This is a genomic window from Aeoliella mucimassa (assembly GCF_007748035.1).
Lineage (GTDB): Bacteria > Planctomycetota > Planctomycetia > Pirellulales > Lacipirellulaceae > Aeoliella > Aeoliella mucimassa.
The window spans coordinates 1,731,519-1,744,847 of the sequence record NZ_CP036278.1; the positions used below are offsets into that span (position 1 = coordinate 1,731,519).

The 13,329-nt window shown below is 56.2% G+C and carries 8 protein-coding genes; 2 read left to right on the forward strand and 6 right to left on the reverse strand.

The features are described 5' to 3' along the window. Positions 1-132: 132 nt before the first annotated feature. Positions 133-2,322 (forward strand): efflux RND transporter permease subunit, encoded by a 2,190-nt coding sequence (locus Pan181_RS06925; protein ID WP_145246134.1) that lies wholly within the window; start codon positions 133-135, stop codon positions 2,320-2,322. 27 nt (positions 2,323-2,349) lie between these two features. On the opposite strand, the gene Pan181_RS06930 is transcribed toward Pan181_RS06925, so the two are convergent. The 6 genes from Pan181_RS06930 to Pan181_RS06955 form a co-directional block, all read right to left on the reverse strand. Continuing rightward, entirely contained in the window at positions 2,350-4,095 is a 1,746-nt protein-coding gene (locus Pan181_RS06930; RefSeq protein ID WP_145246135.1) for an ATP-binding response regulator, read from the reverse strand. Positions 4,096-4,140: 45 nt separating this feature from the next. Further along, entirely contained in the window at positions 4,141-5,832 is a 1,692-nt protein-coding gene (locus Pan181_RS06935; protein WP_145246136.1) for an ATP-binding protein, read from the reverse strand. A gap of 13 nt (positions 5,833-5,845) precedes the next feature. Further along, positions 5,846-6,493 (reverse strand): YfiR family protein, encoded by a 648-nt coding sequence (locus tag Pan181_RS06940; RefSeq protein WP_145246137.1) that lies wholly within the window; start codon positions 6,491-6,493, stop codon positions 5,846-5,848. Positions 6,494-6,961: 468 nt separating this feature from the next. Continuing rightward, a complete protein-coding gene (locus Pan181_RS06945) occupies positions 6,962-7,999 on the reverse strand; it encodes a 3-keto-disaccharide hydrolase (protein WP_145246138.1) in 1,038 nt (345 codons plus the stop codon). A 61-nt stretch (positions 8,000-8,060) separates the two neighbouring features. Beyond that, on the reverse strand, positions 8,061-9,083 hold the full coding sequence (locus Pan181_RS06950) for an AAA family ATPase (protein ID WP_145246139.1): 1,023 nt from the start codon (positions 9,081-9,083) through the stop codon (positions 8,061-8,063). 81 nt (positions 9,084-9,164) lie between these two features. Further along, positions 9,165-11,519, reverse strand: coding sequence for an outer membrane protein assembly factor BamB family protein (locus tag Pan181_RS06955; RefSeq protein ID WP_145246140.1), 2,355 nt, complete (start codon positions 11,517-11,519; stop codon positions 9,165-9,167). A gap of 256 nt (positions 11,520-11,775) precedes the next feature. On the opposite strand from Pan181_RS06955, the gene Pan181_RS06960 reads away from it, so the two are divergent. Continuing rightward, a complete protein-coding gene (locus Pan181_RS06960) occupies positions 11,776-13,323 on the forward strand; it encodes a 2-isopropylmalate synthase (RefSeq protein WP_145246141.1) in 1,548 nt (515 codons plus the stop codon). Positions 13,324-13,329 lie beyond the last annotated feature (6 nt).

Here is a 13,329-nt window from a genome sequence, read left to right on the forward strand (position 1 = left end):
AGGTAATGCAACAAGAAGGGCGGAACTGTTGAGTTACTTCAACAGGCGTCCGGCCTGCAAACGAGCCTCTCGGTGCTTTAGGGCAGAGAGGCTCGATTTGCGTGGTTTATTGTTGCTTCTGGGAGTTGGACCTTGGACATAGCCGCTCGAATCGCGAATTGGCACCGCCCCATCTTGGTGCTGGCGGCAGTTGCTGCCGTGGCCAGTGCGGTTTCGCTTTGGCGTCCTGGGCTGTCCGACGAGTATTCCCTAAGCTCTCTGGCCGGCAACAATTCGCAGCAGTTTCGCGACCTCGAAGCATTTATCGACGAATTCGCTGGCGTCGAGCTGACACTGATCGTCGTCCGATCCGAGAATGCACTTTCTCCAGAGACGCAAGAATGCTTGGAAGAGGTCGTTAAGCAATCGAGCGAGTTGCCAGCCGTCGACGGAGCAGCTTCGATCTGCCAGGCCCCGAAGTTGTTGCGGCGGTTTTTGGCCGACACCAACATCGCCAAGGGGCTGTTGGTCAGCAGCGACAAGCGAGCCGCAAGCATCATTCTACAAATGCGCGACGATTCGGTGGTCAAGGAGATGACCCGCGGCGAAACGGTCGCCGCGCTAAAGCAAATAGTCGCCCAGGCGCGGGCCGAGCATCCAGGGCACGAAGTAGTGCTGACCGGCCCTTACGTGCTTAGCTACGAGATGACCCATCTCGTGTGGGACGACTTGGTGACGTTCGGCATGCTCGGCGCAGCCGCTTCGCTGGTCGTGCTGTTGTTGTCGCTCGGTTCGTTCCGCCTGGCTGCTTATCCGTTGCTGGTAGGTGTTGCGAGCGTCGCTATTACGCTGGGCTTGTCGGTATGGCTGGGCATCAACACCGCGCTGAACCTGCCGATGCTGGTGCTGCTGACCGCTGTGTTAACGATTGCTAACTGTGTGCATCTTGCCGTGGGTCACGACGAAACACGAGGTCACGCCGAAATCACGATCCGCCGGCTGATTCGTCCTTGCACCGGAGTCGTCGCCACGACCATGGTTGGGTTCGGGGCAGTCGGTGTTTCGGCCCTCGAACCGGTCCGCACCTTCGCCTTGCTCATGCTGCTAGGCTTGGGAGTTGGGCTGGTGCTGAGTTTAGCCGGCGCGTGCGGCACGCTGACGCAGTATAAGACGCAACCGATGCTATCGCGGCCGATCGATCGCTTGCTTCGTGGTTCGCTCTTATTAGCGCGAAAGAATCCGTTGCCGATTATGTTGCTGTTCTTGATCGTAGGCATCGGCGGCGCAGCCCTCACCGCGAAGTTGCAGTTCAGTTTGCGGTTCCTGGAAAACTTTCGTCCCGACGACGAGATTCGTACCAACTACGAATTCGTGCAAGACACGCTGACCCCCATGCAATCGATGGAGCTGCTAATCGATCGTCGCGACGGGAGTCAGGTGCTCTCGCCCCACTCTCTGGCCGCGATTGACCAATTGACAGAAGAGTACGGCAGTCGCGAACCAATCGTCCGCATGATTTCGGTGGTCGACCTGTTCAAGTTCGGCAACTTTGATTTGCCAACAACCGACTCGGCCTTGAAACGCCGAACCACTTTACTCACGACCGCGCTAAAGATGTTTCTCGGCGACGAACCACTCGCTGAGTTTGTACATCCAGAGAAAGGAACCATGCGTGTGGCGTTCTTCGCCAGCGAAGGACCTGATGCGGCGAGCAAGATCGAGTTGGGAGACGAAATCTGCGCGCGAGCAGAAGAGCTCCTCGGCGATGAATACCAGGTCCGTATGACTGGGCTTTACTACTTCTACGCTCACGTTGCTAGAGAGCTGCTCCGCGATCAAGTGGTATCGCTCATCGCCAGCACGATTGGGGTGCTCTTAACCATGGCCTTGGTGCTAAAGTCATGGCGGCTAGCGTTCATCGGCATGATGCCACCACTGTTCGCTGGGGCGTCATGCGTCGGCCTGATGGCGATTTTCCATGTGCCATTCAATACGGTGACTTCCATGATGCTGGCCATCGCGTTGGGAATCGCGGTGGACGATACCATCCACTACCTATGGAGATATCGCTCGAGTCGAGCGAAAGGGCAGAGCGTGAAGCGAGCGATCGCCACGACTCAATTGTCGGTCGGGAGAGCTTGCACGCTTACCAGCGTGGTGATCGCGGCTGGTTTTGCGGTGATGGGGATGTCGCGATTTCTGCCGATCGCCTACTTTGGCTGCGTAATCAGCGTTGTGATGGCCGTTGCGCTGGCGGCCAACTTGCTCATGCTGCCCGCGCTCTTGGCCGTTGTGGATCGCTGGCGAATGCGAACTCAAGCCGCCAGGCTGTCGACATCCTAATATTGTGAGCTACGCCGCTTAAGCTTGTTAGCTGTACGGTTCGGCTGGTAGCAGATCTTCTTCTGCCGACTTGCTGAGCGTCTCGCAAGGCGTGTCCCACGGCAAGCGAATGGTAAATCGGGTGCCAACGCCGGGAGTGCTATCGAAATCGATCGAACCGCCGTGTTTGTGAACCACGGTGTTATAGACAACCGACAACCCCTGACCGGTGCCACGTCCGACCTCTTTCGTCGTGAAGAAGGGGTCGTACACTCGCTCGCGGATATCCAACGGAATGCCGACACCGTCGTCTTCGACCACGATCACCGCATGATCGGGTTCTTGAATCGTGCGGAGCGTCAGGCGTCCCTGTGGTTCGTCGTGCTCGCCATACTTCTGCTGAATGGCGTCCGAGGCATTCACAATCAGGTTAAGCAGCACTTGGTGGATCTCATGCGGCACGCATACCAACTCTGGTAGCTTAGGATCGAGGTGCAGATGCACCTTGGCAATCTTCTTGAGGGTGTTTCGGGTAACTGTGGTCGCACTCTCGATCGCCTTGTTAATGTCAAGCGGAGCGCAGGATTCCTGTCCGGGATTGGTAAAGCGAGACATCGCTTGAACTACCTCGACCACACGACGCACGCCTTCGAGGGTTTCCTCAATCGCTTGAGGCAATTCGGTGCGGACCATCGAGAACTGTTCGCGATCCTTGATGCTAATCATCTCGCCCCAGCGTTCATCCCAGGTCTTGGAGGGACCGGTCAGATCGAGATTGCGTTCGAAGGCCTCGAACACGCGTTCGATCTTCTCGGTGCAATGTCGAACAAACTCAATGTTCTGGTGAATGAACTGCATCGGCGTATTGATTTCATGAGCCACCCCGGCGGCCAGTTGACCAACCGATTCCAGCTTACGCGCCTGATTCAACTTGTCTTGCAGTTGTTTGTATTCGGTAAGGTCTCGCAAGATAGCCGTCCAGCGTTTGCCGTCGCTAGCGTCAAATTGGCTAAGGCTCACGAGCATCGGTACTTCCTTGCCCGATTTGTGAACGCCATTCACATCAATGGCAGGTACTGCTTCCTCGCTCTTTTTGGTAAGAGTCTTGCCCACGCATGCTTGCCAGGTTGCGATGGCCGGCTCGGTAAGGAGCGTGGCAAAGGACTTGCCAACCAACTCATCACGCGAGAAACCGAACAAGAAGCTGGCCGCCTGGTTCGACGACTCAATCACGCCCTCGGTGGTCATCGTTAGAATGCCATCCACGGCGGTTTCCACGATCGAGTCGATCTTGCTTTCTGCATGACGCTCGAGGTCCCATTTCTGCGTCAGCGCAATGGCCAGCTGACAAACTTCGACATTGTCGAAGGGCTTCTTGAGTATGAGTAGCCGATCGCGATAGGGAATGCGCTCGATGATCTCCGACCACGAGTAATCGGAAAACGCAGTGCAAATCACCACCTGCAATCGTGGATCGACCTGCCATAGGTGCTCGATGGTCTGTAGCCCGTCCCAGCCGGGTGGCATACGCATGTCGACAAACGCCATGGCAAACGGAGTGTTCTCCAGTTGGCTGCGTTTGACCAATTCGTAGGCTTCTTGCCCCTGATGGGCGGAGATAAGCTCGAACGTCGGAACGTCGGTCGACGAGGCTTCGTCGCCGAATACGAGCGCGCTCAACTCGTCGAGGGCTTCGTCCTCGGTGTCGAGTGCGAGTATCTTCCGATAGTCCTCGTGGATGGCAGGATTGTCGTCGACAATCAAGATCCGCGTGTTCGTGGCGACTTGTGGCATTGCCAATCTCTCTGTGGTGATCATGAGCGAGTTCTTGCTAGGCGGCTAATGGGATGCAACGACAACAGGCTTGCAGGGAAGACTGAGTGTGAACGTGGCCCCCTTCATGTGGCCTTCGCTCTCGACAGTAAGTTCGCCTTCCATGGTGGCTGCGGCATTGGCACAACTGTGCAGTCCGAAGCCGTGGCCGCCTGACTTTGTGGAAAAGCCATGCGAGAAAACCTTCGTAAGATTATGTGGCTCGATACCAACACCGGTATCAGAAATCTGAACCAATAGGCGGTCGTCTTTCGTTAACGTCGTTAATCGCAATACGCGCTCGTTGTCGCTTTGCTCAAGCAACGATTCTTTGGCGTTCTTGACCAGATTGATTACGATTTGCAGTAGTCGCTGTTTATCGACCAGCAATTCCGATAGTTCACCGAAATCGCGGACGATCTGAATCTGGTGGCGATCGAAGGAGGATGCATTGAGCTTAATGACATCCTCCAGTAGTTCGTTGATATTCATCGGTTCCACCAGCCCGCTCGTGCCTGCGTAGGACTGCTGGGTGGCGATAATCGCCTTGATATGTTCGATATTACTCGTCAGTGATGACGACTCGATCATCATCACGTTGTCTTCGGTTTCGAGACTCTCGGCTAGTTTGTCCAGAAACTTCGGGATCTGTTTGCCTCGTTCGTCGTTCTTAAGGAATTCTCCCAGATCGTCGGAGTGCTCGTTGAACAGGTCGACCAGACGCTTCAGTTGCTTGCGTTTGGAGGTCTTCAGGCGTTGGAAGATCGTATTCGCCGAGACATTCACGCTATTGAGCACGTTGCCAACATTATGCAGCACGCCCGAAGCGATTTCCGCCATTCCAGCGTATCGAGCCGCCTCGACAAACTCACGATGCACCCGCTCGAGTTCCAGTTCGGCCCTTCGGCGTTCGGACACTTCGTTGCTGAGTTCGTAATTGGCGTCAGACAGCTGTCGCGTTCTTTGATCCACGCGAATTTCCAATTGATCGTTCGCTTCTTGAAGCTCTTGTTTGCTAGTTTCGACTTGATCGAGCATGCGATTGAACTGATCGTAGAGCACCCCGAGTTCATCCTCGCTGTCTTTCGTCACACGGATCGAGTAATCCTCTTCCGCCGAAATGCGTTTGGCGGTATTGGCCAGATCCAGAATGGGACCCGCAATCGATTGCTGCAAAGGGGCACACACTAGATAGGTGATGCCCGAGCAAATCAGTACAACCACCAGCACAATGACGGAATAGTCGAATATTTCACGGTTCAGTGCATCGAGATTGGCCACGATATAGATGGTGCCTATCACTTCATCATCGGATTCAATCGGAGAGGCTACCGAAAGCAGATTCTTGCCGAGAAACGCGTGTCCCATCTCTGTAGGGGCAGCGGGAGGGTCGATGGACGTTTTCGAATGGGAGTAAGCGGTAAAGATCTCACCATCAGGCAGGTAAATGTACCCCGCTTCGATCGATGGCTGCAGTCGTAGTGAATCGAGCAGCTGCTGAGCCGCCAAGTTGTCGTCGAATTCAATCGAGGCGGTCGTGTTGGCCCCCAGCAAATCGCACAGCGAATTGAGCTGACGAACCATGGCAGCGCGTTCGAACTGCCAGTGTTTGAACAGCAACGCCACGGACGATAGCAACAGCGCAGTCAATACCGCAGAAAGCACCAAGAAGGTGAGCTTTCTCTGGATCGGCAATCGGTTTAACCAGCGTTTTAGCATGGGACGCGATCTGTTACGGGGTGGACGATGCAGTTTGGGGATCGATAATTTTCGCGAGCGATAGCAACTTGGAACTGATCTTTAAGCGGCTTCCAGCGGCCGTCGATCGGCTGCAAGCAAAACGAACCTTGTTGTTTTCCAGATAGAATTGCATGCTGCCACCTGCTGAAATGAATTCGTCAGATTCGCCAACGGTCAGTACAGCAACGTCAGCAGCGGCTGCAAGCAGTTCTTGGTCTTTGTCAGTAAGTTCTATTCCTGGGATGAACAAGATATGGCAATGTGCGACTTCGGACGTCTCGGTAACGGTGACGATCTCAATGGTTCGACCCGATACTTTCTTACGCTCAGCGATTTGATCAAGACTCGAACCAAATGGATTGGAACTGGCGATTCCGATAACAAAGGGTTGATCATCCTTGGAGAACGAATCGGATGGCCATTCGACGTACTTGGAGAATTGGTAAAGAAAAGCAGCTTTGATATCGTATTCGCGGTTGACAACTACGGTTTGAGCAAACGCTCCGCTGCAGCAACCTTGGATCAATAACAAGAGCAAAGCTAGTCGTCGCGCCCGAAGTAAACAGCGCGTTCGCAGAGTGCTGCTTGCATGGCAAGAGCAATCGTTGTGCGAGGCACCATTTGTTCGTGCGACATTCATCCGAGCAACTTCGCTACGTTCCTGCAACCTTTGCAAGCTCGTACGAGCGGCCGGGTAAGAAGCCACTATTCCCGCGCATGGTTATCGGCGCGCGACACCACGGATCGGCGGAATAGTTTTGCAGCCTCACGATACCTGCCCACTCATTCGAGCTATCCACTCAAGACCACTTTTCGAGACTCGACTCCTAAGCGGAAGTCCCGAGTTTCGAGAAGCACTTGAGGAGTGCTCTAGTCGTGATGACTAATGCCGAAACCGCTCTGCAAAATGGCGATATCGACCTACATAAGGATATTTAGCTTGTGGCTAGGTCGAGAGTCGGGAAACTGAAAAAAAGCAGGCCACCACTTCGCTAGGAAGTGGTGGCCTGAAAGTAGCTGTAAGGATCGAAGCGGCTATGATCGCCCAATCATGGGCTAACCGTTAAAGCCGGTACCAATCGTTTGTTCGTTAAACGATTAGCAATCACTACTGATCGTCGTCCTCTTCTTCGTCCTCATCGTCGTCGCCGTGTTCGACCAGCGGCACGACCTTTAGATTGCGGTAGTGCACTTCGTCGCCATGCCCGCAGAAGCCGATATGGCCTTTTTCACGGGTGAGACCAGGGTGGTTGTGCCCATCCTTCGTCTTGCCTTCCGGAGCGACTTCGTCGAGATCGACGTCGGTGATTACTTCGCCGTTAAGGGTCACAGTGATCTGACGGCCTTTCACGCGAATCACTTCGGTGTTCCATTCGCCCACGGGCTTCAGGAAGCCTCGCTTCGCAGGGGCGATACCATATACGGAGCCATGGTATTGGTAAGGCTGCAGGTTCGCGTACTTATCGGCCGTGTTGTCGAGTACCTGGATCTCGAAGCCCGAGTAGGCCGCATCGCCCTCGAGCGGAGCACGAATGCCGATGCCATTGTTGGCGCCTGGGGTCAGCAGGAACTCAAACGAGAACTCGAAATCGGCGTACTCGTCCTTGGTAAAGAGATTACCACCCTTGCCTGCAGGGCAGACAATCGCTCCATCGCGTACTTCGTACGAATCGGTAGCGCCGACCCAACCTTCGAGCGTTTCGCCATCGAACAACACGATGGGTTCGGGTTCCACTTCCTTTTGCAGTTCTTCCAGATCGTCGCCACCTGGCAGTTTGCCAGCAGCAATGCGTTCGCCGAAAGTTTCACCACTCTCGCCGAAAGGCATCTCGTTCGCTTGTTTGATCGCAGCCAGGACTTTTTCCTTGTCCTTTTCATCTTCCTCGTGATCAATCAAGGTCGCGAGCGCGGCCCCGTAAGGATTATTGCTATGGCCCCCTTTGCCTTGATGGCAAACGTTGCATTTGGCCTTGCGACGAACAAAGTTCATGTAGTCTTTGTCGTCCATTGGTTTGACGATTTCGTTGATAAACACTCGCTGGATGGCCGCGGTTGCGTTGGCAACCTTAGCGGCCATGCCACTTAAGGCCACGATCGTGGCGACGAGCACAAATCGGCGTGCGCGAAAATCGAGGTAGTTAGTCATGGCAAGCTCAACAAAAAATAAGAAACGAGGTGGGAGGGAACCAAGTTCGTCATACCAGGCGTTACGCCGCCGATTCGGTTCCCAGGGGAGTAGTTTCTAACAGGTGGGAGATCACGTCGTCGGCAGATATGCCATCGGCCTCGGCGTTGAAGTTTGTGATTAAGCGATGTCGCAGCACCGGACCGGCCACTGCCCGTAAGTCGTCGCTTTCGACGCAATGGCGACCTGCCAGAGCGGCTCGTGCTTTGGCGGCCAACACCAAATACTGACTGGCCCGAGGGCCTGCGCCCCAGCTTACGTATTGATCCACCATCGGCGGCACTTGCACCTTGGCTTTGCCGCCGCGGACGCGAGTGTTGCGAACGATGGCGATTGCGTACTGGGCAAGGTGGTCGGCAATCGGTACTCGCCGCACTACGTGGCTTAGCCGTAGAATCTCTTCGGCCGAGAGCACTTCGGATACCGACACTTCGATGTCGGCCGTGGTTTGTTTGACGATGGCCAGTTCTTCGTCGGCATCCGGGTATTCGACTTGCACCATGAACATGAAGCGGTCGAGCTGAGCTTCGGGAAGCGGATAGGTGCCTTCCTGCTCAATCGGGTTTTGGGTCGCCAGCACGAAGAAAGGTTCGGGCAGTGTGTATCGCTTGCCCCCGACGGTGACTTGCTTCTCCTGCATGGCTTCGAGCAATGCCGCTTGCGTCTTGGGCGGAGTACGGTTGATTTCGTCGGCTAGTACGATATTGGCAAACAGCGGGCCTTCGAGGAAACGAAACTCGCGTTTGCCGGTCGACTTGTCTTCCTGAATGACTTCTGTGCCGGTGATGTCGGCCGGCATCAAATCGGGCGTGAATTGAACCCGGCTGAAGTTGAGCGACAACGCATCGGAAAGCGTGCGAATCAGCAGTGTCTTTGCCAGTCCCGGCACACCCACCAGCAAGCAATGGCCGCGGGCGAACATGGCGATCAGCAATTGCTCAACCACTTCGCGCTGACCGACGATCACTTTGCCGAGTTCACTCGTCAAACGATCGCTGGCTTGCCCAAGATGGCGAATGTCTTCCAGATCGCTGTCACCAAGCATGGAGTATTCCTAATGTCTCTAGCGTGATGTGGCCGGCAGGCGGGAGGTGGGTAGGGAGTCAGGGGGTGCCTGCCAGCAAGGTTAGTCCAATATAAACTCGCGACGCTCCGATTGCAGGGTCCCCAAGCGGATTTCGTCGACCTTCTGTTCCCCCTTCTTAGGAGGGGATTTTCCGAGAAACAGGATGAATTCGTCGGTGGTAACCAGCAAGCCCTGCCCACAAACGGTAAGGTTAGCCCCCTCGTCAGTTTCGAGAGGAATCGGCACCCGCGATGGTTGGCTGGTCCGAACATTGAAAGTATGGATGGCATCTTTCGTTGGGCAGAAGACCTCATCGCCCGCCATGCATGCCCGGCCGCGGAGCACCAGGTTGCCATCCATCGGATGCGGCCATTGGGATAGCCGCTGGCCAGTGGTGGCATCCAAAATCCAAAGCTGATTGCCCGCAGCAATCAAACGATTCTCCACAACGCCCAGTACGTACTCTACATCCCAAGGCTGGGCGTTGTACCACAAGGTTTGACCTGTTTCGGAGTCGAGTGCGAACATGCCGGCCGCATCGACCGGAGCACATACAATGCCTTCGCTGGTCGCCAGCACGGCTCCACGGGTGCGGGTGCCAACCAGGGCTAGATCGTCTGGTGCGGTGGAGCGAGCACGCTCGTACTTGCGGGCCCACTTCATTCGCCCTGTAATTGCGTCGACGGTAACCACTAGGCCTGGAGCCGCAAGCACGAGCTTGTCTTCCACCTGTGTCAACGCGTCGCTGCTGAGCGAGGCTCCTTCTCCCGAAATGGCACACACCGGCGTCCGCCAAACGTTGCGACCCGTCGTACGAGCAAAGCAGGCGACCGACACCTGGCCCCCTTGCTCAGTGTGTTGTTCCACCAGGTAGATGTAATCATCAGTCACTAGCGGCGCGGTAACAAACTGAGTTCCTTCGTCTGGTTCAATTTCGAGTTCTAGTTTTCCCTCGGCCGACAGATCGAGCACCATCAGGTGTTTGGTAGCAGGCGCGGCGCTCGAGCGGATGGTCGCATTCGCTTTGGGAAGCGTGACGGCATAAAGCAGGTCGTCGATCAGACAGCCTTGTGGTGGATTGGAAGATTGCCCAGCGGCCATAGGGCGATTGTTGAGTACGAGCTCTCGTTGGATGACCATGCCGTTGCGTACTTCCACCTGCATTTGAAGCTGTCGAGCACGGATCGCAATTTGTGGAGCAGCGAGTGAGTTGTCGGCATTGTTTTGCCGAGAAGCTTGCGGGCGAGCAACCGGCGGCCCGTAGACGGTGCCGGTCTCTCCAAATAGTGGTTTGCCTGTTGCTGCGTTGAGGGCAATCCAAGGATCGCCCGCGCTGAATTGCAGAAGTTCCGCGTCGACCGGCGTGTAGATCACCATTTCGTTGCCGGTGAATGGCAAAAGGTAATCGGGGATCGCCGGTAAGGGAGCTTCGGCCGGGGTGCCCACCTGACGGAGCCATAAGTCCACCGGACGCTGGGCCGTGCGCACTGCCGGCGTGGGGGCTTCGTGCCGCCACACCACCTGATTGAGGTCGCCGACTGCGGGGCTTGTTTGTTGAGCCGCTGGCATCGGCCAGTTCTTTGCCGATTGCAGGCTGCTGGCGACACTCTCGGCGAGCACCGCCTGGCGGCCCGCGAGCACGCCTTGGGCATTTGGGTACCAGGCTTCGAGCAACGCGAGTTCTTGTTCGGCGCGGGCGAAGTTCCGCTGACGAATCGAGATCACCGCCAGCCGGGCCAGCATGTCGGCCACCGGAAGATCGGTATCGGGGTAAACCAAACTGGCCGTCGCTGCCCGCTTGGCAAGATCGCTCGTCGCGAGCTGTTTCAATTGGGCAGCGGTCCAGGTTCCATTGGTTAGGATCACTCCCCACAGTCGGCCGTCGTCAGACGAAAGTCGCGGCGAGAGCATCTGCAGCGAGCTGCGTGCTTTCGACAGATTGCCCGCTTCGAGCGACAGATCGGCCATCGCCAGCAGAGCGTCGTCGCCGACGCTGCTCACAAAGTACTGATCGATCACCTGCTGAATACCAGCCGTGTCGCGGGCAGCGAGGGCGGTCTCGAGCATCTGGCGAGCGGTGGCGTCGACTCGTTGTCGGTATCGCTCCAGACCCTCGGCAGGCCACCGACTCAGGTGCCATTGGCAGGCGTTGCCGATCGGCAGGAAGCAGTCGTCGGAAACCTCGACCAGTGCGTTGTTCGATTCGGCAGCTAGCCGCAGCATTCCGTCGACCGCTTCGTCCCAGGCCTTAGCATCGGCCAGCGCCTGGAGTTGTGCGAGTTCGCGTTCGATATTACTAGTGACTTCGACAACCCGAGCCTCGGCCGCCGGAAGCGGCTCGGAAGGCATGAAATCGAGCTGCCCAAAGGCCCAATTTGCCAGCAACAGCGGTATGCACAGGGTGATTTTTCGCATGGCCGAATTATAGCAGAATTCACTGCGGCAAAACCTATCTACCGAACCTTGACCCGACACAGACTGTCAGCTAGGTTACAACCATGGACACAAAGACCCTCCTTAGCCTTGCTCTCCTACTACTGCTTGCTCCGAGCACGCCTTAGGGACTTTGCAACCATACTGAATGCAATCTACCAACCCTGAGGTCTCTCACCTCGGGGTTTTTTTGTTTCTATGTCACTCCGTTTTCCTCTCATTTACTCCACAACTACCCATGTCACGTAACATCGTAATCTTCGACACTACGCTCCGCGACGGCGAACAATCTCCAGGTGCCAGCATGAACCTTGGCGAAAAGCTCGAGGTCGCCCAAGCGCTAGTCGATCTGAAGGTGGATGTGATTGAAGCAGGGTTTCCCATCGCCTCGCCTGGCGACTTCGAAGCGGTTCGCTCCATTGCCGAAAACACCAAAGGGGCGACGATCTGCGGTCTGGCACGTTGTAACGACAAGGACATCGACCGAGCCGGCGAGGCTTTGAAGCCCGCCGAGCAGGGACGTATCCACGTGTTTCTCGCGACTAGCGCGATCCATCGCGAGTTCAAACTCAAGATGGACAAGCAGGAGATCATCGACCGGGCCATCGCTGGAGTGAAGCGGGCGAAGTCGCTGTGCGACAACATTGAGTTCAGTCCCGAGGATGCCGCCCGTACCGAGATCGACTTCCTCTGCAAAGTGGTCGAAGCAGCCATCGCAGCGGGGGCCACAACGGTAAACATTCCCGACACGGTGGGGTATGCGACTCCTGCGTACATGGGGCGTGTGATTGCTGACCTGAAGAACCGGGTGCCGAACATCGACCAGGCGGTGATTAGTGTGCATTGCCATAACGACCTGGGACTGGCCGTGGCCAACAGTTTGGCGGCCGTCGAGAACGGCGCCGGCCAGATCGAGTGCACCATCAACGGCATCGGCGAGCGGGCGGGAAATTGCTCGCTGGAAGAAATCGTTATGGCACTCAAAACTCGGTCGGACTTCTACCACTGCGAAACCGGCATCGACACCACCCGCTTGGTGCCGACCAGTCGCCTGGTATCGAGCGTCACCGGTCTCGAAGTGCAACGCAACAAGGCGATCGTTGGCCGCAATGCGTTCGCCCACGAGTCGGGCATCCACCAGGATGGCATGCTCAAGAATCCCACCACCTACGAGATCATGCGTCCCGAGGATGTTGGATTCCAGAAGACCGACTTGGTGCTCGGCAAGCACAGTGGTCGTGCGGCGTTGGCCGATCGGGCGAAGTCGCTTGGCTACCATTTGGAAGGGGATAAGTTGCAGGAGGTGTTCGAGGCCTTCAAAAAGCTGGCCGATAAGAAGAAGGAAGTCTACGACTCGGACATTGCCGCGTTGATCGACAAGCGAGTTGCCGCCCACGACGATCAATGGCAGTTGGTTCGCTACGAGCTGAAGCTCGAAGCCGATGGCATCCCTGCTGCGACAGTCACCCTCAAGCGGGGTGGGGAGCAGGTGACCGACACCTTCTTCGGCGGCGATGGTCCCCTCGACGCTCTGTTCCGCGTGATCGAGAAAATCACCGACACTCAGGTGATGGTTCGCGACTATCGCGTCCACAGCGTGAGTCAGGGTAAGGACGCTCAAGGTGAGTCGACCGTTGAACTCGAATATCAAAACCGGTTGTATCGTGGACGCGGTGTTTCGACCGACACAGTTGAAGCCAGTACACTGGCCTTTATCAACGCGCTGAATCGCATCGCGTTGTCAGCCGGCGAGCCAGTGAAGACGCAGTATCGCGACACGGTTTAATACTTG

Coding starts and splice junctions, on each gene's coding strand:
- Pan181_RS06930 (WP_145246135.1), bottom strand. CDS start 4,095: ATGCCACAAGTCGCCACGAACACGCGGATCTTGATTGTCGACGACAAT.
- Pan181_RS06935 (WP_145246136.1), bottom strand. CDS start 5,832: ATGCTAAAACGCTGGTTAAACCGATTGCCGATCCAGAGAAAGCTCACC.
- Pan181_RS06940 (WP_145246137.1), bottom strand. CDS start 6,493: ATGAATGTCGCACGAACAAATGGTGCCTCGCACAACGATTGCTCTTGC.
- Pan181_RS06945 (WP_145246138.1), bottom strand. CDS start 7,999: ATGACTAACTACCTCGATTTTCGCGCACGCCGATTTGTGCTCGTCGCC.
- Pan181_RS06950 (WP_145246139.1), bottom strand. CDS start 9,083: ATGCTTGGTGACAGCGATCTGGAAGACATTCGCCATCTTGGGCAAGCC.
- Pan181_RS06955 (WP_145246140.1), bottom strand. CDS start 11,519: ATGCGAAAAATCACCCTGTGCATACCGCTGTTGCTGGCAAATTGGGCC.
- Pan181_RS06960 (WP_145246141.1), top strand. CDS start 11,776: ATGTCACGTAACATCGTAATCTTCGACACTACGCTCCGCGACGGCGAA.